At 44.0% G+C, this 18,548-nt stretch carries 12 protein-coding genes; 9 read left to right on the top strand and 3 right to left on the bottom strand.

Annotation, left to right across the window (positions count from 1 at the left end; all coding sequences use genetic code 11):
- Positions 1-10: 10 nt before the first annotated feature.
- Both W7W_RS0120980 and W7W_RS0120970 read left to right on the top strand, forming a co-directional pair.
- A complete protein-coding gene (locus W7W_RS0120980) occupies positions 11-1,711 on the top strand; it encodes a PAS domain-containing sensor histidine kinase (RefSeq protein WP_010665574.1) in 1,701 nt (566 codons plus the stop codon).
- A 389-nt stretch (positions 1,712-2,100) separates the two neighbouring features.
- Entirely contained in the window at positions 2,101-4,350 is a 2,250-nt protein-coding gene (locus tag W7W_RS0120970; RefSeq protein WP_010665572.1) for a PAS domain S-box protein, read from the top strand.
- 5 nt (positions 4,351-4,355) lie between these two features.
- Here W7W_RS0120970 and W7W_RS0120965 read toward each other — a convergent pair whose 3' ends face one another.
- Positions 4,356-4,604, bottom strand: a complete 249-nt coding sequence (locus tag W7W_RS0120965; RefSeq protein ID WP_010665571.1) for a 4a-hydroxytetrahydrobiopterin dehydratase — start codon at positions 4,602-4,604, stop codon at positions 4,356-4,358.
- 231 nt (positions 4,605-4,835) lie between these two features.
- On the opposite strand from W7W_RS0120965, the gene W7W_RS0120960 reads away from it, so the two are divergent.
- From W7W_RS0120960 to W7W_RS0120950, 3 genes are all read left to right on the top strand, one after another.
- Complete coding sequence (locus W7W_RS0120960; RefSeq protein WP_025006888.1) at positions 4,836-9,164, top strand: CusA/CzcA family heavy metal efflux RND transporter; 4,329 nt, start codon at positions 4,836-4,838, stop codon at positions 9,162-9,164.
- 93 nt (positions 9,165-9,257) lie between these two features.
- On the top strand, positions 9,258-10,388 hold the full coding sequence (locus tag W7W_RS0120955; RefSeq protein ID WP_010665569.1) for an efflux RND transporter periplasmic adaptor subunit: 1,131 nt from the start codon (positions 9,258-9,260) through the stop codon (positions 10,386-10,388).
- The gene (locus W7W_RS0120950) at positions 10,385-10,909 is read left to right on the top strand and encodes a DUF3267 domain-containing protein (protein ID WP_029510712.1); all 525 of its coding nucleotides are present in this window, start codon (positions 10,385-10,387) and stop codon (positions 10,907-10,909) included. The genes W7W_RS0120955 and W7W_RS0120950 overlap by 4 nt, the downstream gene beginning before the upstream one ends.
- On the opposite strand, the gene W7W_RS0120945 is transcribed toward W7W_RS0120950, so the two are convergent.
- A complete protein-coding gene (locus W7W_RS0120945) occupies positions 10,906-11,679 on the bottom strand; it encodes a hypothetical protein (RefSeq protein ID WP_010665567.1) in 774 nt (257 codons plus the stop codon). The genes W7W_RS0120950 and W7W_RS0120945 overlap by 4 nt on opposite strands.
- A 174-nt stretch (positions 11,680-11,853) precedes the next feature.
- Here W7W_RS0120945 and W7W_RS0120935 point away from each other — a divergent pair, with 174 nt between their 5' ends.
- The 4 genes from W7W_RS0120935 to metA all read left to right on the top strand — a co-directional run bounded on the left by W7W_RS0120935 (position 11,854) and on the right by metA (position 17,628).
- Positions 11,854-13,104, top strand: coding sequence for a cystathionine gamma-synthase family protein (locus W7W_RS0120935; protein WP_010665566.1), 1,251 nt, complete (start codon positions 11,854-11,856; stop codon positions 13,102-13,104).
- A 535-nt stretch (positions 13,105-13,639) separates the two neighbouring features.
- Positions 13,640-15,802, top strand: a complete 2,163-nt coding sequence (gene rnr / locus W7W_RS0120930) for a ribonuclease R (RefSeq protein ID WP_010665565.1) — start codon at positions 13,640-13,642, stop codon at positions 15,800-15,802.
- Between the two features lie 142 nt (positions 15,803-15,944).
- Positions 15,945-16,553: a TetR/AcrR family transcriptional regulator gene (locus W7W_RS0120925; protein WP_010665564.1), complete on the top strand. Its 609-nt coding sequence runs from the start codon at positions 15,945-15,947 to the stop codon at positions 16,551-16,553.
- A gap of 163 nt (positions 16,554-16,716) precedes the next feature.
- Complete coding sequence (gene metA / locus W7W_RS0120920; RefSeq protein ID WP_010665563.1) at positions 16,717-17,628, top strand: homoserine O-acetyltransferase MetA; 912 nt, start codon at positions 16,717-16,719, stop codon at positions 17,626-17,628.
- Between the two features lie 14 nt (positions 17,629-17,642).
- On the opposite strand, the gene W7W_RS0120915 is transcribed toward metA, so the two are convergent.
- Positions 17,643-18,536, bottom strand: coding sequence for a hypothetical protein (locus tag W7W_RS0120915; protein ID WP_010665562.1), 894 nt, complete (start codon positions 18,534-18,536; stop codon positions 17,643-17,645).
- Positions 18,537-18,548 lie beyond the last annotated feature (12 nt).

The following is an 18,548-nucleotide window of genomic DNA, read 5'->3' as shown; positions in this document are numbered from 1 at the left end:
AAAACACTATATGTTCACCCGTCTCAAACAACACCTAGATCCTGAATGGATGATGGCCATCCGGGTTTCAGTGACATTCTTCCTGCTTGGGAGTGCCTGGATTTTGTTCAGTGACAGGCTGGTGTTTCTGTTGTTTGACAATCCGGAAGAATATACAAACATCCAATCGTGGAAAGGAGAGTTTTTTGTTATTACGGTTGCTATTCTGTTGTTGCTGATGATAAAGAATTATCTAAACCGTAACCGAAAACTTTCTGAATCTTTGGAGCAGAGTGAGCAGCGATTTAAAAAGGTTATTGAAAAGTCCGTGTCCGGTATTTGTATAACAGACAAATATGGTGTTTTTGAGTATGTGAATACTGCGTTTTGTGCAATCTATGGCTATGAGGTTAATGAGTTTCTAAAGAATAAAATTGACATGCTGGTTGATGAGAATCTTCGGGAAACGGTACTGGAAGTACATGCCCAGCTGTTTGACAGGAATGAAGGGCGCCAGGGAACATGGGCTGTACGTGATAAAAACGGAGTCGCCAAAACGGTGGTGGTGGATACGGTTCCCATAACCTGGGTAAACGGGAAAAAACGGTTGGTGACATTTGTTAGCGATGTGACCGAACATATAAAGGCAGAAGAGGAGCTTCGCAGAAGTGAACAAAGATACCGGAATATGATGGAGCAGCTGGATGTACCTCTTTATATTACTGATAATGATTGTCGCATTGTTTTTGCCAATAAGGCCTTTAGAGAAAGTTTCGGAACCATCGATGAAGAGGCTTTTTGTTATCGCAAAATAATGGGCGCTTATCAGAAGTGTCAGTGGTGTAAGGAAGTTACAGATCTTCGCATGAGTGAAAAATTCGAATCCGAATATTTCAGGGAGTCGGATGGGCGTATTTTTCAGATTATTATGGTGCCGGTGGAATTTGAGCCCGGGGTAATGAGGAAGATGGTGGTACTTCGAGATCTGACAGAAATTCTTCAGGATAAAAAAAGAGCAGAAGAGAGTGATCGGCTGAAAACAGCTTTCCTGGCAAATATGAGTCACGAAGTTCGCACCCCGCTCAATGCCATTCTTGGTTTTTCAGACATCCTGAACGACGATACTTTATCTAAAGAGGATAAAAACCGGTTTGTGGATCTGATTCATCAGAGCGGGCTGCAGTTGTTGAATATTATTGATGACATTGTGGATGTTGCCAGAATTGAGCAGGGAGATCTGCGTATTTCCACTATACCGACAGATTTAAATGTTTTGTTGTCGGAAGTGATGGATGTGATGAGGCTGGAATTGGTTGACGGTGGCAAACCCGAGCTTAAGCTGCTTTTGGACAATCATCTCCCGGCAGGATTTTCGGTGAAAACAGATCCGTTGCGGCTAAAGCAGGTTCTGATGAATCTGATGAATAACGGAATAAAATTTACCAAAAAAGGTGTTGTTAAGCTGGAAGCATTTCACAACGACAAAGAGGTTGTTTTTAATGTCGAAGATACGGGTATCGGGATTCCGAAAAATAAAATACCCATCATTTTTGAGCGATTCCGGCAGGTTGATGAATCTTCGACCCGTGTGGCAGGGGGCAACGGATTGGGATTGTTCATTAGTAAAAACCTGGTGGAGGGGATGGGTGGACGTTTAAAAGTGCGTTCCTCCATTGGCAATGGAAGTATTTTCTCGGTGGTATTGCCGTTACATGTACTGCCTTATCCATGAATTAAGCAGAACAGGTCTGATTGATCCTGCTTTTTGCATCTGTGTTGTTGTTGTTGTTGATCTTTTTTTTCCTGTATCTTGATATTCATTTTTTGGAACCATTATTTTTTTTGAACGTAAAGTACGGTTTATTTTAACCTGCATATTGGAATAGGTTATATTGTTTTCAGGCTGAAAGCCTGTTTACACCTGGCTTATGTATAAGGTAGTTCTCCCAAAAGCGAGGCTTTTTCCTTTTAACGGAATGCATAAATATCTGATAGATAAGGAGAGGGGGATACTTCTAAACCCAGGACGTTGCTCTGGGCTATTGCTCTCAGGCTTTCAGCCTGTTTACATATTACCTGGTTTATGCTTATGGCAGGTTAGACTTACTAAATTTTTGCTGAATGTCTGAATCATCAAAAATATTATATTTCGGAGATTCCCGGCAGGGGAACGTGTTGCAGAGATGTCTTGCTGATATTTATGGGGGGGTGATGGTGCATACTGACGCTGCCAGTGCCAGAAAAACACTGGCAGGAGAAGCATATGATGTTGTGTTGTTGTTAAGCAGGCGCGATGGTTCCGGGGCGGATGATTTCCTGCGCTGGATGAATGAAAATGCACTAAAAGTTCCGGTGGTGGTGATTTGTGAAGAGGACGATTTTCAGCAAGCCGCTGTATTGACAAGGGCCGGAGCGGAACAAGTGCTGTATTGGTCTGACCAGCCGACCTTTTTACCTTATCTGACTGAGGTAATAAAGAAAGTACTTGCAGAAAACCGGAACAAAGACGTTTTGTCTGAAAGTGAAAGCCTTTACCGCACACTTTTCGAAAATATTCGTGATGCGGTTCTTCTTTTTTATTGGGATGAGAAAAATGGTGTGCCCGAAACAATTATTGAAGCCAATGATGTAGCCTGCAGAAGACTTGAATATACGCGGAAAGAACTGGCTGGAATGACTCCGTCCGAAATAGATGTCCCGGGAGCTACCGATTATGGGGCGGTTGTACAGGGATTTGATGAGAAAGGGTTTGTTGTTTTTAAGACGATGCATCGGACCCGCACGGGAAAGGAAATTCCTACTGAGGTGAATGCTCGTGTATTTAACCTGAGAGGGCGAAAAGCCATTCTTGCAGTGGCCCGGAATATTACTTTTCAGGAAAGAGCGTTAGAGGATCTTAAAAAGAGTGAGGCCCGGTTCAGATCTATCATTGAAAGTTGTATTATTGGTATTTGTATTACGGATAAGAATGGTTTTTTTGAATTTGTAAACGAGGAGTATTGTCAAATCTACGGGTATAAACCCAATGAGTTGATCGGGAAGCATTTTACAATGGTTGTTCCCGAAAATAACAGGGAATTTATGTACGGCCTTCATGATGATTTTCTGTTACATGGAAAAGAAATCAAAGGCAACTGGACAGTTGTTGATAAGAAGGGACAAGAACATTTTATTGTTGCTGATGCTACCCGCATAAATGATGCTTCCGGGGAGTTTAAAAAAGTGACTTTTGTGGAAGATGTTACAGAAGTCAGAAGGGCCAGAGAGGCGCTGGAAAAGAGTGAGATAAAGTATCAGACCATGATGGAGAATCTCCAGGATCCGGTGATGATCAGCAACGACAAGTTCGAAATTGTTTATGTGAATCGTACATTTAAAAAGCGGTTCGGAAGTGTAAAGAAAAATGCCAAATGCCACAAGGAGATGTTTGGATTAAAAGAGCCGTGTCCCTGGTGTATGGCCGCTAAAGAAAATATGTCGCGTTTTCGAAAGAGACTCGAGCAGAGAATTAATAAACGCGATTATCAGATAACTACAGTTCCGGTGGTTTTTGATGGAGCCTATAAGGCCAAGATGACGATCTTCCGTGATGTCACCAAGGTGGTGAGAGCCCGGAAGAGAGCAGAGGAAAGCGATCGTCTCAAATCAGCATTCCTGGCCAATATCAGCCACGAAATCCGGACTCCGCTTAATGCCGTGATGGGCTTCTCAGGACTGCTGAAGGATGACCACATTACACGCAATGAGTCGCTTATGTACATTGATATGATTAACGAGAGCAGTGAACACCTGCTGCACGTTATGGATGACATCATCGAATTCTCATTTATCGATTCGGGTTTGGTAGAGGTTCATCCGGTGAAAGTTAAGATTCCCAAACTACTGGATGATTTGCTTCGGGAAACAGAAGGTTATCAAACAAAGATGAATAAGTCTCAGCTTCAGGTTTCCGTTCAAAATGCCCTGCCGGATAAGTTTAAGTTGATAACCGACGAGTCACGACTTCGTCAGATTCTGTTGAATTTGTTGTCCAATGCTGTGAAATTCACAGAGCAGGGTGGCATCACAATCAGTGTCTCTTATACTGATAACAGGTGGGTATTGTTTTCGGTAAAAGACACAGGGATTGGTATCCCTGCTAAAATGCACAAGGTTATTTTCCGTCGTTTCAGGCAGGCAGATGAGGGACACACCCGTATGTTTGGAGGCAACGGGCTGGGACTGGCCCTTTGTAAGCATCTGGCACATATGCTGGGCGGCCATATCGAGTTGAAGTCCAGACCCGGCAAAGGGAGTGAATTTCTTTTGTTTCTACCTGAAAACTTTGATCATACACTGGCGCGCGCGCTCGATGTCAATATGATCGAGTAATACTCTTAGTCAGCCAGTTTGCTGATTTTTTCTGCAAGATTTACATCTTTATCAGTAATTTCGCCAACATCGTGCGACATTAATTTAATCTTTACTTTTTTGTACCCGAATAGCTCAATGTCCGGGTGGTGATCGGCTGCTTCCGCCAACGGTACAATCTTATTTACAAACTCTACAGCATCTACAAAGTTGTTTAATTCAAAAGTGTGGGTTAGTTGATTGTTTTCAATAATCCAGTTCTCAGGTGTTTTCATAATATTCTCCTTTTTTGGTTTAACAATAGGTTTTTATAACTTACAGTCCGGGAGCATAATTGTTTAATGTTTAATCGCAACGAATGATTTTAGATTCTCTCTTGTCTAAAGGTTGTTTTATAGTAACTGGTTTTTTTGAATGAAACTGTTTTTTTTATTTTGTAAATTACCAGTGGTTTTTAACCCTGATTAGTCAAAGAATTAACCAATAAGCAATCAACTTCACTTCCTATGATTGAGACTATAGTACGATTTAGTGTACGAAATAAGCTGATGGTGTTTCTTTTTACCGCGACCGTTGCAGCATTTGGAATATTCTCGCTAACGCGGTTGCCCATTGGTGCTACACCCGATGTTACAAACAACCAGGTGCAGGTCATTACCACTTCCCGGAATCTTTCCACGCTGGATGTGGAAAAGTTTTTGACCTATCCGGTGGAGATGGAGATGGCCAATCTTCCCGGAGTTCAGGAAATCAGGTCAGTGTCTAAGTTTGGGCTGTCTGTGGTCACCATTGTCTTTGATGAAAGCCTGGGAACTTACCTGCCGAGACAGCTTATTGCTGAAAAGATAGAGTCGGCATCCGAAGCTATTCCCGAAGGATACGGAAAACCTTTTATGGGCCCTGTTTCAACCGGCTTGGGTGAGATTTATCAATATACACTGGAGGTAAGACCGGGATATGAAAGTCGTTACACTCCAATGGAATTGAGGTCTATTCAGGATTGGATGGTGAAACGGCAATTGTCGGGTATCGAGGGTGTGGTGGAGGTAAATACCTGGGGTGGTTTGCTGAAACAGTATGAAGTGGCTGTTGATCCGGCCAAACTAAAGGCTCTTGACATAACTCTCGATGAGGTTTACATGGCGGTATCGGAGAATAATAATGTTGCGGGCGGCAGTTATATTGAACGCAACGGGCAGAGTTATTTTGTGCGGGGCGAAGGATTGGTTCAGGACTTGGATGACATTCGCAATATTGTGGTTGACAACCGTTCCGGAACCCCCGTGTTGGTTCACCATGTGGCGGAGGTGCAGTTTGGAAGTGCCAACAGGTTTGGTGCCATTACAGGTAACGGAGAAGGTGAAAAGGTGATGGGGCAGGTGATGATGCTCAAAGGTGCCAATCCCAAGGCGGTAATAGACCGTGTGAAAGAGCGTGTGGCAGAGGTGCAGGAGACATTGCCGGAAGGCGTTTATATCAATGCTTTCCTTGACAGAAGTGAGTTAATCGGCCGGACAACTACTACCATTGCTGAAAACCTGATTTTGGGGGCATTGATCGTGATTTTTGTTGTGGTACTCTTGCTGGGAAGCTGGCGTTCAGGACTTGTGGTGGCTTCAATTATTCCATTGAGTCTGTTGTTCGCCCTTTCGCTGATGTATCTGACAGGTGTGGATGCCAACCTGATGAGTCTCGGAGCCATTGATTTTGGAATTATTATCGATGGGGCAGTCATTATTGTAGAGTATATCTCGTATAAAATAAATGTCCGACGAAAAGGATTGATGGAACTTTCCGGAGATGAACGGCTTCGTGCCCGGGATTCGTTATCTGTTGAGGGCGCTTCAAAAATGATGAAGTCAGCTGTTTTCGGTCAGGTCATTATTATTATTGTGCTTATCCCCATTCTGACTTTGAGCGGGGTGGAGGGTAAAATGTTCCGGCCGATGGCTCTCACGTTTAGTTTTGCACTCCTTGGGGCGATGGTTTTCGGATTCACATTTGTTCCGGCCATATCAGCACTTTTTATTAAAGCCTCCAACCGGGAACGAAGAACCATCTCTGACCGGTTGATGGATTTTCTGAATAAACTCTATGCCCCAACCATAGCCTGGGCATTGAATCATAAAAAAGCGGTGATAATCCTGGCGGCAATAGTGCTTGGAGGTTCGGGTTTTTTGTTTACCCGTATGGGGGCAGAATTTGTTCCCACACTCGATGAGGGCGATTTCGTAATTCAACCGGTTTTAAAAACCGGCACCAGCCTCGGGGAAACCATCGAAATAATGACCCGCATAGAAAAAATTGTTAAAACATTTCCCGAAACCCGACAGGTGGTCAGCCGCATCGGTGCCGCAGAGGTGCCTACCGACCCCATGTCGATGGAGGAGACTGATGTTATTATAACTCTGAAAAGAAAGGGGAGTTGGACAACCGCGGAAACTAAAGATGAACTGGCTGATAAATTTAAAGAACGGATTCAGAAGAAAATTCCGGGACTGGAGATTGAGTTTACCCAGCCCATTGAAATGCGGTTTAATGAGTTGATCACCGGAGTCCGGGCCGATTTGGCAATTAAAGTATTTGGCGATGATTTGGAAGTGCTGAACCGCAAAGGTGAAGAGATTCAGCAGTTGATGCGTGAAGTTCCCGGTGCCGCTGATGTGGTGTTGGAAAAAACCACGGGATTGCCCGAGATGCTGGTGTCTTATAACCGGAAAAAACTGGCTTCTCTTGGGCTCAATATCGCCGATGTTAACCGATTGATCAATGTCGCGTTTGCCGGAGCTTCGGTGGGGACCGTCTATGAGGGTGAAAGAAGGTTTGATCTGGTGGTAAGGCTCACGCAGGAGTCCCGCAATTCGGTGGAAGATCTTCACAATCTTATGGTAACACTCCCGGAAGGCAGCAAAATACCGATGGGAGAAGTTGCAGATATATCTTACGCCAAAGGTCCTGCCCAGATTTCAAGGGATGAGACACGTCGCCGCATTGTGGTAGGCGTTAATGTGAGGGGACGAGACCTGGAGTCGGTTGTGGGAGATGCTGCAGATGTCATTTCAGCCAGGGTTGATTTGCCGCCAGGCTATTTCGTGGAGTATGGAGGTCAGTTTGAAAATCTTCGCAGCGCCCGCCAGCGATTACTTGTTGTGGTGCCTGTGGCCTTGTTGCTGATTTTTATAATGCTGCATTTTGCTTTTGGAAGTATTCGTCCTGCAATTTTGGTTTTTTCTGCTGTCCCGTTATCTGCGGTTGGTGGAATTTTGTTTTTATGGATGCGGGGGATGCCTTTTTCCATCTCCGCCGGAGTAGGTTTTGTGGCATTGTTTGGGGTTTCGGTGCTCAATGGCATTGTGTTGATTGACCATTATCATGATTTAAGACGTTCAGGAATGACCGATTTAAAAGAACTGATTCTGACAGGAGCGCGTCAACGGCTGCGGCCCGTGTTACTGACCGCAACATCGACTGCGTTCGGATTTTTTCCGATGGCGTTTTCCACGGGAGCAGGTGCTGAAGTTCAAAGACCGTTGGCCACTGTGGTGGTAGGCGGTCTGGTAACCGCAACACTGCTAACGCTGGTGGTTCTGCCTGTGTTATATTGTCTGATGGAAGATCGGTCTAAGCTTCGGAAATATGGTATGCCTAAGTGGCTTACCATTGTGTTTGTTTTGCTTGCGCCGGTCGTGATGAATGCCCAAATGGCGGTTAGTCCGGAGGAAGCTGTTCAGCTCGCCCTGGAAAATAATGCCGGTGTACTGGCTTCAGAGCTGAAGGTGAAAGCTGCGGAGAAACGGACGTCAACTGCGTGGGAGCTGGATAAAACAGAAGTAACGGTTAGTTATGACGAGAACAATATTGCTGCTGACAATACCGACCCCATTACTGTGTTCGGGGTGAGTCAGCAAATGAAATTTCCTCTGGTCTATATGGCTGAAAAGAAGGTGCTGAAGGCCGATGAGGAGGTGCAGTTGTATCGTCATCGTATTTATCAGCGTGAACTTACGCGCAATGTGCTTTTGGCATATTATGATGTGGTTTACTTTGAGGAAATTGAAAAACACTACCAGTCACTGGATTCTCTTTATTCGGTTTATTCAGATGCAGTAGAAATGAAGCAAAAGTCCGGAGAAGGCAGTCGATTGGATATCCTGGTGGCCAGAAACAAAAAAGAGGAGGTGGCTGTGACCTTGATGCAGGCCTCTGAGGATAAGGCTACAGCTTTGAAGCGTTTGGCCGGGTTACTTCAGGTGGATGAAGATTTCAGTGTATCAATAGATACTCTTCCCCGTTTGTCTGTTGAGCAATCCGACCCGGCAGGGCATCCGGCGCTGCTTATGCAAAATGCTGAGGGAGAAATGGCGAAAAGTCAGTTGAATGTCCATAAGATGAACTGGCTCCCCGATATCAGTCTGGGGTATTTTCAGGGATCCAACGATGTGAAGAATGCCCCGGTTTACAAGGGATTCGAAGTGGGACTTGCTTTCCCTCTGTTTTTCAGTAGTCAGAATGCAAAGGTCAAGTCGTCTCGACTGGAGATGGAAGCAGCACGACTCGAATATCAAAATTTCGGCATACAACTATCGGGGCACCGTAAGGCTTTGTTGGGGCAATACAGAAAATATTCCAGAACACTGGAGGTCTATGAAACCACTCGAAAAGCACAAGCCGAAGAGATGATAAAAGTGGCCCGGAAATCCTTTGATTCAGGACAGATTAGCGTGCTGGAGTACATTACAGTGATGGATCAGGCACGGCAGTTGGTCCTTGATTATCTGGAAAATCTCCGGGCTTATAACCGGATTGTTCTGGAAATTAATTATCTGGTGCTTTGATTATTTAGTCTTTCTAAATACCTGTAACCTTTTAGTTACTTTATTAATAAGGTAGGTTGGTTGCGGTGATTGTTAATGAAAAAAAAGTAAGTTATGAACAAGATACTCTCTTTGTCACTAATAGCTCTTATGCTGATAACAGCTTGTTCAGGCAGTAAGGAAGAAAAGAGCAATTATGAATCCTCTTTTTCAGACGGAGCAGTAATTGTTACCAAAGAACAATTTGAGGCATCGGGGATGGAATTGGCCTCCCTGCAAAAAAACGATGTTTCCCGGGAAGTTAATGCTAATGGGAAGGTATCAGTTATGCCCGGTTATTTGTCCGAAATAAGTCCGCTTATAGGGGGACGTGTTCGGGAGGTCCATGTCTCCCGGGGCGATTGGGTGAAGAGGGGGGAAACTCTTTTCGTTCTTGAAGGGGCGGAACTGATTAATATTCAAAAAGAGTATCTTAACGCTGCTGCCCTTTTGCCTGTATTACAATCAGACTTTGAGCGACAGAAAGGTCTTTTAGAGGACGAAATTGCTTCCCGGAAAGTTTTTGAGCAAGCTCGTGCAGAGTTTTTATCTGCCCGTGCAGAATATTCTGCTTTGAAGGCTCAGCTTTCACTTTTGGGCGTTGATGCTGCTCGCCTGGAAGAGTCGGGAGAAATAATTTCCGCCCTTAATGTTCGTTCTCCCATTGCCGGAAATGTCACACTTCAGGAGGTGCGGCAGGGGATGTTCCTAAATCCAGGTCTAAAGGTGATGGAAGTTCTGAATCCCGAAAAAGTTTTTGTCGAACTGGATGTTTATGAATCTGCCATTTCTGATCTTTCAGAAGGGACGAAAGTGTTAATCGGAGCTGATGATGGACGCTCTCCGGTGTATGAGGCACAGATTGTCCGCATTGCACGCAGGGTAAATCCGGAAACCAGAGCCATCTTGGTTCATGCTTCATTGAACGAACCGGCTCCCTCGCTGTTGCCTGATATGTATGTGCGTGCGAGGATTCTGATGCAGGCAGACGAGATGTGGACGCTTCCTGAAGGGGCTGTGGTAGATGTGGAAAATCGTAAATGGGTATTGTTGAAAGAGGCCGAAACCGATAGTGTCTTTTCTTTTATGCCCCGGGAGGTTGAGGCGGTTGATCTGGCGAAAGGGATGTCAGGTATTCTGAATTATGAAGAGTTTGATGCGAACGCATCCTTTTTGACCAAGGGCGCATTTGGATTGATTCAATGAGAGAAATATCGATGACCATAGAAGAGACAGCACGTAAAGCTGTGGGGCTTATCCTTCCTGTGCTCTTTGCTACCGGAATTCCGTTTTTTGTGTTGCATGGACTGGAACCCTTTCTTCACTGGAGTTGGAGCGGTGTGTTTCTCTTTTTTTTATGTCTTGTATTGGGAATTCCGATGCATGAATTACTGCATGCGTTGATATTCGGGATGTTTGCCAGAGGGGGGTATAAGTCTATCAAGTTCGGCATTGAACCTCGTTCTTACACTCCTTATTGTCATTGCACTACGCCTATCCGGGTTCAATATTACAGGTTGGGTGCTTTAATGCCATTTCTGGTGCTGGGGGTTGTCCCTTATGTGGCTGCACTCTTTACAGGCTCTCTGGGCCTTTGGGTTTTCGGATACATTTATATTATTGGTGCAGGGGGGGATTTAGTAGCCGTTAAAATGCTGAAGAAAATTCCCGGGCATAAGAAAGTGCTGGATCATCCTGAAAAAATGGGTTTTTTTCTGATTGATTAGTGTTTTTTTTCTCCCGGTTGAAACCAGTCCGGATAGGTGACTTCAGACTTTGATTTCCGTCTTTTCCTTTTCTCTTTTTTTCTTAAACCAAATTCGTAGTTTATTCCCACCAGGATGATTGGTCCGATGTTAGGGAGTTCCCGAAGACCTCTTGCCCGCAATTCGCGGTCTGCGGTCCGGGTGTTGAATTGATTGTTTACCGCCAGAAACAGGCCTGCAGCATTGTTGTCCCATCCATATTTGAATCCTGCCCTGACTTCGAAATAGACGGAGCCTGAAAGATTGTCAATGACTTCGGTATCGCCGGTTTGTTGATTGTGAATGGTTAAGTTGCCGGGGGCGGCGGTCCATCCTGTTTCCAACGCAGCGAAAAACGGGGTGTACCCTTCTTTTGCGAATGCATTATGGGTTGAATAGTTGATGGCAGTGAAGGCGCTGAAAGTACCACCGAATTCCATGTCAGCTTGTGTGTTTTCAGTACGATAATGAACTTCATAGTCAGTGATGGCCGCCACTTTGGTTCCAATGTCAAATTCCCATTTCACATGTGGCTTATATTTGTAATACATGGCAAGTGCAACGGAACTGGTCGTCTCATCTTCTGAAGAATAATCGTTATCGTAGTCATTGTCGTCATCATCTTCCATATAAAACCGGGCTAGCAGGAAAGGGTCAGCGCCCAGCGAAAATCCCAGGTGATGTTTGGTGGTTATTTGTGCGTTTACCGGTACTGTAATAAAAAGGAATAGAAAAAGAGGTAAATGTTTCATAATCGAGTCAGGGTTTTTGCAAAAATAGAAAAATTTGTCAGGCATGATATAAATCACTTCGAACAACCGGTTTTTTTTGTGGAAAAGACTGGATAGTTATCAATGGTTTTGTTAATTTTAGTTAAACTAATTAACTTGACGTGATTTATTAATGAATTATCAAATCCATGTGTTATGCAAAAAAACTTCTATGCTCCTGAAAGTCTGATGATGTCGTATGGTTATCATGCTTCCGAACATCAGGGCGCTGTTAAATGTCCATTGTTTCAGACCTCTACTTTTGCCTTTAATTCTGCTCGTGAAGGAAAAGCTTTTTTTGAGTTGGCTTATGGCCTTCGGGAACCGAATGAGGGTGAGGAGATGGGAATGATTTACAGCCGTGTAAACAATCCCAATCTTGATCTGGCAGAGCAACGGCTGAAGCTTTGGGATGATGGAGAGGACGCTGCTTTTTTTGCATCCGGAATGGCAGCCATTTCAACCATGATGTTTACTTATCTCAAACCCGGAGATATTCTGCTGTTTGGTTCCCCTGTGTATGGGGGGACTGATCATTTCATTCATCATGTGTTGCCGCAGTTTGGGATACGAATTTTAATGTTTTCATCAGAAGAAACGGAGGATGACATCAGGGCACTTCTCAATGCCAAGTATCCTGGAGAGGTTCCCTCTTTTATTTATGTGGAAACCCCTGGCAATCCAGTCAATAATCTCATAGATATTCAAATGTGCAACCGGTTGTCGAAGTCCTTCTCATCCGGAGATAAAAAGTGCTTGCTGGCCGTTGACAATACTTTTCTCGGACCGGTTTTTCAGCATCCATTGAAGCATGGTGCAGATTTGGTCGTTTATTCGGCCACTAAATTTATCAGTGGGCACAGCGACCTGATTGCCGGTGCCTGCGTTGGAAGTAAGAATGTTATTGCCGGAATAAAGGCAATGCGTACATTTCTGGGAAGCATGTTGGATCCGCACTCTTCATGGTTGGTTATGCGCAGCCTTGAAACACTGAAGATCCGGATGGAGCGACAAGCGCTCAGTGCAATAAAAGTGGCAGAATATGTGCGAAGTCACCCAAAAGTTGAGATTGTTCATTTTCTTGGCTTCCTGGAAGAGGGAGATGCCCAGAAGAAAATCTTTGAAAACCAATGTGAGGGAACAGGTTCCATGATATCCTTTACCATTCCGGGGGGAGAAGAGGAAGCATTCAGGTTTCTGGATCATCTGAAACTTTTTAAGCTTGCTGTAAGTCTCGGGTCAACGGAAAGTCTGGCAGAGCATCCTGCTACCATGACGCACGTCGATGTTTCGGAAGAGGACAGACAGCGACTGGGCATTCATCCCAATCTGGTAAGACTGAGTATAGGGTTGGAGGATCCGGAGGATTTAATTGCTGCCATTAAAGAAGCTTTTAATCATGTTTGAAAGGGGGTATTTAGATGAAAATAATCGAACATTTCAATCGAAGTATTTATTTTTGTTGCCGATATTGTTATCTTTGAGCTAAATAAAGGGCCGAAAAATTGGACGAATTGGTTTTCAGGGAAGAAAAACCACTTTAAAAATCCTATCCTTTAACTTGGTTTGTTCGGGAGGTATCTCTGCTGCTTGTTTTTTGAACAGACCCGGTTAAGCCGGAAATCTTATTAACCTGGTTTATTCATGAATTTTCGTTATGAGATGTTCAAATGCCAATAAATAAGGGTAACCGCAAAGAAAATTGATGAAGGGAATAATAATTTATTTTCAAGTCAATTTTCTTGAGGACGCCTGTATTTAGAAGGTAGTTGAACATCGTAAGAGATAATTTATGAATAGTTCAGGTTTAAAGAAATTGAATCCGATGATTGTTGGGTGGGTGATGCTGAATTGTTAGCTTTTGGAGTAAGTTAAGGAAGTCAGGAGTCCCGGTATATTTCGGGAACCTTTATTTTTAGAATTGAAGAATTAAAAGAAATTTATGTCAAAGAAGAAAAAAACAAATAAGAAGAAAACCAAAAAGAGTGATTTGAAATCGCAGGTAAAAAACCTGTTTTCCAATAATCCTCAGAAAACATATAATTATAAACAGGCGTCGGCAGCTTTGGGAATTACCAGGAAAACCGGTCGTCTGCAGGTGGAAGTTTTATTGTTCGAATTAAGCGAGCAGAATATTCTGAACGAAGTATCCACCGGTCGCTTTAAAATGAAGATGGTTCCCGGAACCTATGTTGATGGGGTGGTGGATATGACCGCCAAAGGAGCGGCTTATATTGTTCCCGATGAGGGGGATGAAGATATTTTTGTTTCTCAGAATAATCTGGGACATGCCTTGAATGGAGATAGAGTGAAAGTGCTTCAGTATGCCCGCAAGCGTAACCGGCAGGCTGAAGGCGAAGTTGTAGAAATTCTGGAGCGCAGCCGTGATCAGTTTGTGGGAACACTGGAAGTTTCTGATAATTTTGCTTTTCTGGTTGCCGACTCGCGCGTGATGCATCACGATATTTTCATCCCGCCCAATCAACTTAACGGCGGTAAACAGGGGCAAAAAGCAGTGGTTTGTATTACTGAATGGCCTGAAAAAGCAAAAAATCCTATTGGTAAAGTAGTGGATGTACTTGGTGATCCGGGGGATAACAACACCGAGATGCACGCCATTCTGGCAGAATTTAACCTGCCTTACAAATACCCTGAAAAAGTGGTGGAGGCTGCTGAAAAGATCCAGGATAAGCTGCCGGTTGAAGAAATTAAAAAAAGACGCGACTTCAGAAAGGTAACCACTTTCACTATTGACCCTGCAGACGCCAAAGACTTTGATGATGCATTGTCAGTTCAGAAACTTAAAAACGGTCATTGGGAGGTGGGTGTGCACATTGCCGATGTAACGCACTATGTTACGCCCGACACTATTTTGGATAAGGAGGCCGTGAGTCGTGCTACGTCGGTTTATCTGGTTGACAGAGTGGTGCCTATGCTGCCTGAGCGGTTGAGCAACGAGCTGTGCTCGCTGCGTCCCAATGAGGATAAGCTTTGTTTTTCTGCGGTTTTCGAAATGGATGATCAGGGTGTTGTCTTTGATAGTTGGGTGGGACGTACAGTCATTCACAGTGATCGTCGTTTTTCTTATGAAGAAGCCCAGTCAGTGATTGAAAAAGGTGAGGGGGAACTTAAAGAGGAGATTCTTACCCTTAATGATCTGGCACAGAAATTAAGATCCATCAGATTCAGTAAGGGAGCCATTGATTTTGAAAGGGTCGAAGTGAAGTTTGAACTGGATGAAAAAGGAAAACCGCTCAATGTCTTTTTTAAGGAAGCCAAAGAGGCTAATAAACTGATTGAGGAGTTTATGCTATTGGCCAATCGACGGGTGGCCGAGATTATCGGTCGTAACGAGTTAACGCCGGAGAATAAGCGGTCTTCCAAAAACAGCAAAACTTTTGTTTACCGTATCCATGATGAGCCGGATCCTGAAAAATATGAATCTTTCAGCAAGTTTGTGAGAAAGTTTGGCTTTGAAGCTGCCCCCAAACAGAGTGAAACCATCAGCAGTTCATTGAACAGGGTGCTGGGCGAAGTTCAGGGCAAGAAACAGCAGAACATTGTGGAAACTCTGGCTATACGAACTATGTCTAAGGCGGTGTATTCGACCCACAATATAGGGCACTACGGTTTAGGGTTTAAGCATTATACACATTTTACTTCACCCATCCGACGGTATCCCGATATGATGGTCCATCGCCTGTTGCAACGGTATCTCGATGGGGGAAGGTCGGCTTCACGTGAAAAATATGAAGAGCTGTGCGACCATAGTTCTAAAATGGAAATAAGAGCTGCCGATGCTGAAAGAACTTCTATCAAATACAAACAGGTAGAGTTTTTGAAAGATCGTGTCGGAGACGTTTTTGATGGTGTCATTAGCGGGGTTACCGAGTGGGGTGTTTATGTTGAACTGGATGAAAATAAGTGCGAAGGGATGGTTCCGATCCGGGATCTGGATGATGATTATTACCAGTTCGATGAAGATAATTATTGTCTGGTTGGTCGTCGGAGAAATAAAAAGTACCAGCTTGGGGATGCCGTGAAAATTCAGATTGCCAAAGCCAACCTGGAAAAAAGACAGCTGGATTTTGTTTTGGCACCCTGATGAGGTCATGCCCGATACAGGAGGTATGTGACCGGGAAGTGCGTGTGCAAAATATCAAATAGTGTTTTTGTTTGAACGATTGGCATGGTTTATAGAGTTAACCCGAAAATAGATTTACCCTGAAACCTTAATTATAAATATTATGAGCGACATTTTTAATTCTGTAATTTCCGGAGAAGATACAGTCCGGAATTCCATTCTTAAGTCGGCACGTGAGCTTTTTGCAAAGTTCGGGTACCGGAAAACAACCATGGAGGACATAGCCATGGCTCTGCGCAAAGGGAAGAGTTCTCTTTATTACTATTTTAAAAATAAGGAGGAGATTTTTCAAGCGGTAATTGAACTTGAGGCAAATATTCTGGAGCATCGACTTCGGGAGGTAGTGTCAAGTGAGTACTCTCCGCGTCAAAAATTCAACGACTACATTTTGGTTCGAATGGAGACACTCAGAGAACTGAACAATTACCAGAAAGCGATGCGTGATGAAACTTACAGCGACTATCATTTTCTGGATGAAGTGCGTGAAAAATCCGAAAAAGCCGAGCAGGAAATGATTCGTTCGGTACTGGAAGAAGGGGTTTCGGTGGGTGAATTTGATATTAAAAACCTGAAACTGGCAGCTGTGGGTATCAGCACTGCTTTGCGGGGGTTGGAATTGCCACTTTTCAGAGGAGTTGACAATTTTGATGATTTCCGGCTTCAACTGGATAATATCCTGAATATTCTTTTCTTCGGGATATTAAAGCGTTAGTCTCCTGCCAGCAGATATTATACCCCGCCAGAATTTCCGGCGGGGTATTCTTTTTTGTGATGTCCAAAATCATAAGACCGGGTAGAATTCACTCCCCGGGTTGATTTTTATCATCTTTCCCCTATCTTTGTATGCTCTGTTTATAACCAATCAGACTTTTGTTATGCCTGTAAATATTCCTGATTTGTTGCCTGCAAAAAGTTTACTGGAGGCCGAAAATGTTTTTGTGATGAGTGAAAGTCGTGCTGTGACACAGGACATCAGGCCTCTTAAGATTCTTGTGCTCAATCTTATGCCTCTTAAGATTAAGACAGAGACACATCTGCTGCGAGCCTTGTCTAATAGTCCGTTGCAGGTGGAGGTGGAACTTCTTTTCACATCGTCGCATACCCCAAAAAACACCCCGCAGGAACATCTGATCAGTTTTTACAAAACTTTTGAAGAGGTTAAGGACAAGCATTACGATGGCTTTATAATTACCGGAGCTCCTGTGGAACTGCTGGAATTTGAAAAGGTGACTTATTGGGAGGAGCTATGCACCATTATGGAGTGGAGTAAAAAAAATGTTACCTCTACATTGCATATCTGCTGGGGAGCTCAGGCCGGTCTTTATTATCATTACGGAATACCCAAATATGAGCTTCGAGCTAAGCTTTTCGGTGTTTTTGAACATTCCGTAAAATCCCCTGAGGAACCTTTGCTGCGCGGCTTTGATGATGTGTTTTGGGCACCGCATTCGCGTTATACAGAAGTACGCAAGTCTGATATTGAAAAAGTCGATGATCTGATTTTGTTGTCTGACTCATCAAAAGCCGGACCTTATCTGGCGTTGTCAAAAGACCGCAGTCAGGTTTTTCTTACAGGACATCCCGAATACGACAGGTTTACGCTGGGTGAGGAATATCATCGCGATAAGCAACGGGGACTGCAAACAAAATTGCCGGAAAGCTACTACAAAGACAACGACCCCGGCAGGGAATCGGTTGTCAGATGGCGTAGTCATGCGCAATTACTATTCTCCAACTGGCTCAACTATTACGTTTATCAGTCCACGCCTTATGAGTGGGGGGAATAGTGAACCCACGGTGTTTAATCAAGTTCGAATGAGTGCCGGCCAATGTTGGCTCCATCTGCAAATAAATCTACGGTATAAACTCCCGGCATAAGTTCCCCCATATCCACATTGTAATAAATGCAGATTTCCATTTCCTCGCCTCCATACTCGACATCTCTCATGGCCGAGAAATTGATCTCAGAGTCTTCGAAGTCGAAAAGGTCGTCCCGGCTGTGAAGCAGTAATTGCCCGTCGGGTCGTTCAATCCTTATATAAAAAGGCTTAATACCCACAGGGGCCGTGACGTTTTTGAGAATGGTGAAGCATACTTCCAGTTTGTCAATTCTGCTCGTCCGGTCAGTGGTCCGGCCGCGGGTGTTCAGCCCTGTTGCTCTTATTCCCACAGTTTCCAGACGGCTTGCAACTTCCACCTTTCCTTCAAGTTCTTCTTTAACCCCTTCCAGCTCCCGGTATGAGTTCTGAATGCGTGAGTATTGTTGCTGGTATTGTTTGTTTTCCTGCTTAAGTTCTTCGTTCAGCTGGTTGAGGCTGTCAATTTGGTGTACATAACTTTTCAGTACCCCCCGCATGGTGGAAAGTTCTTTGCGTAACTCCCTCATCCTGGATGCATTGGTGGCTTTGATGGTTTTTATTTCTTCAATCAGATGTTCCACCTTTTGTCTTTCCTGCTCCAGCATCGTATTTAGGGTGTCGCTGGTAGATTCAAGAGAGTCGTACCCTAAAGCCAGATCCTGATACTCTTCGGTAAGAATCTCTTTCTCTATGGTCATTTCTTCCACCACTTCTTTCATTTCCACACTTTGGCTTATGTAAAGTATGGCAATGACAATGAGTAATAAAGCGGATATCGCAAGAGCTATAAACAGTGGTCTTTTTGTTCCGTTATTGTTTGTTTCCTGAGTTTGCATGGTTTTTGTTTA

It is taken from the genome of Marinilabilia salmonicolor JCM 21150 (genome assembly GCF_000259075.1).
Lineage (GTDB): Bacteria > Bacteroidota > Bacteroidia > Bacteroidales > Marinilabiliaceae > Marinilabilia > Marinilabilia salmonicolor.
Note: the sequence above shows the minus strand (reverse complement) of the source record. Positions and strands in the feature narration are given on the sequence as shown.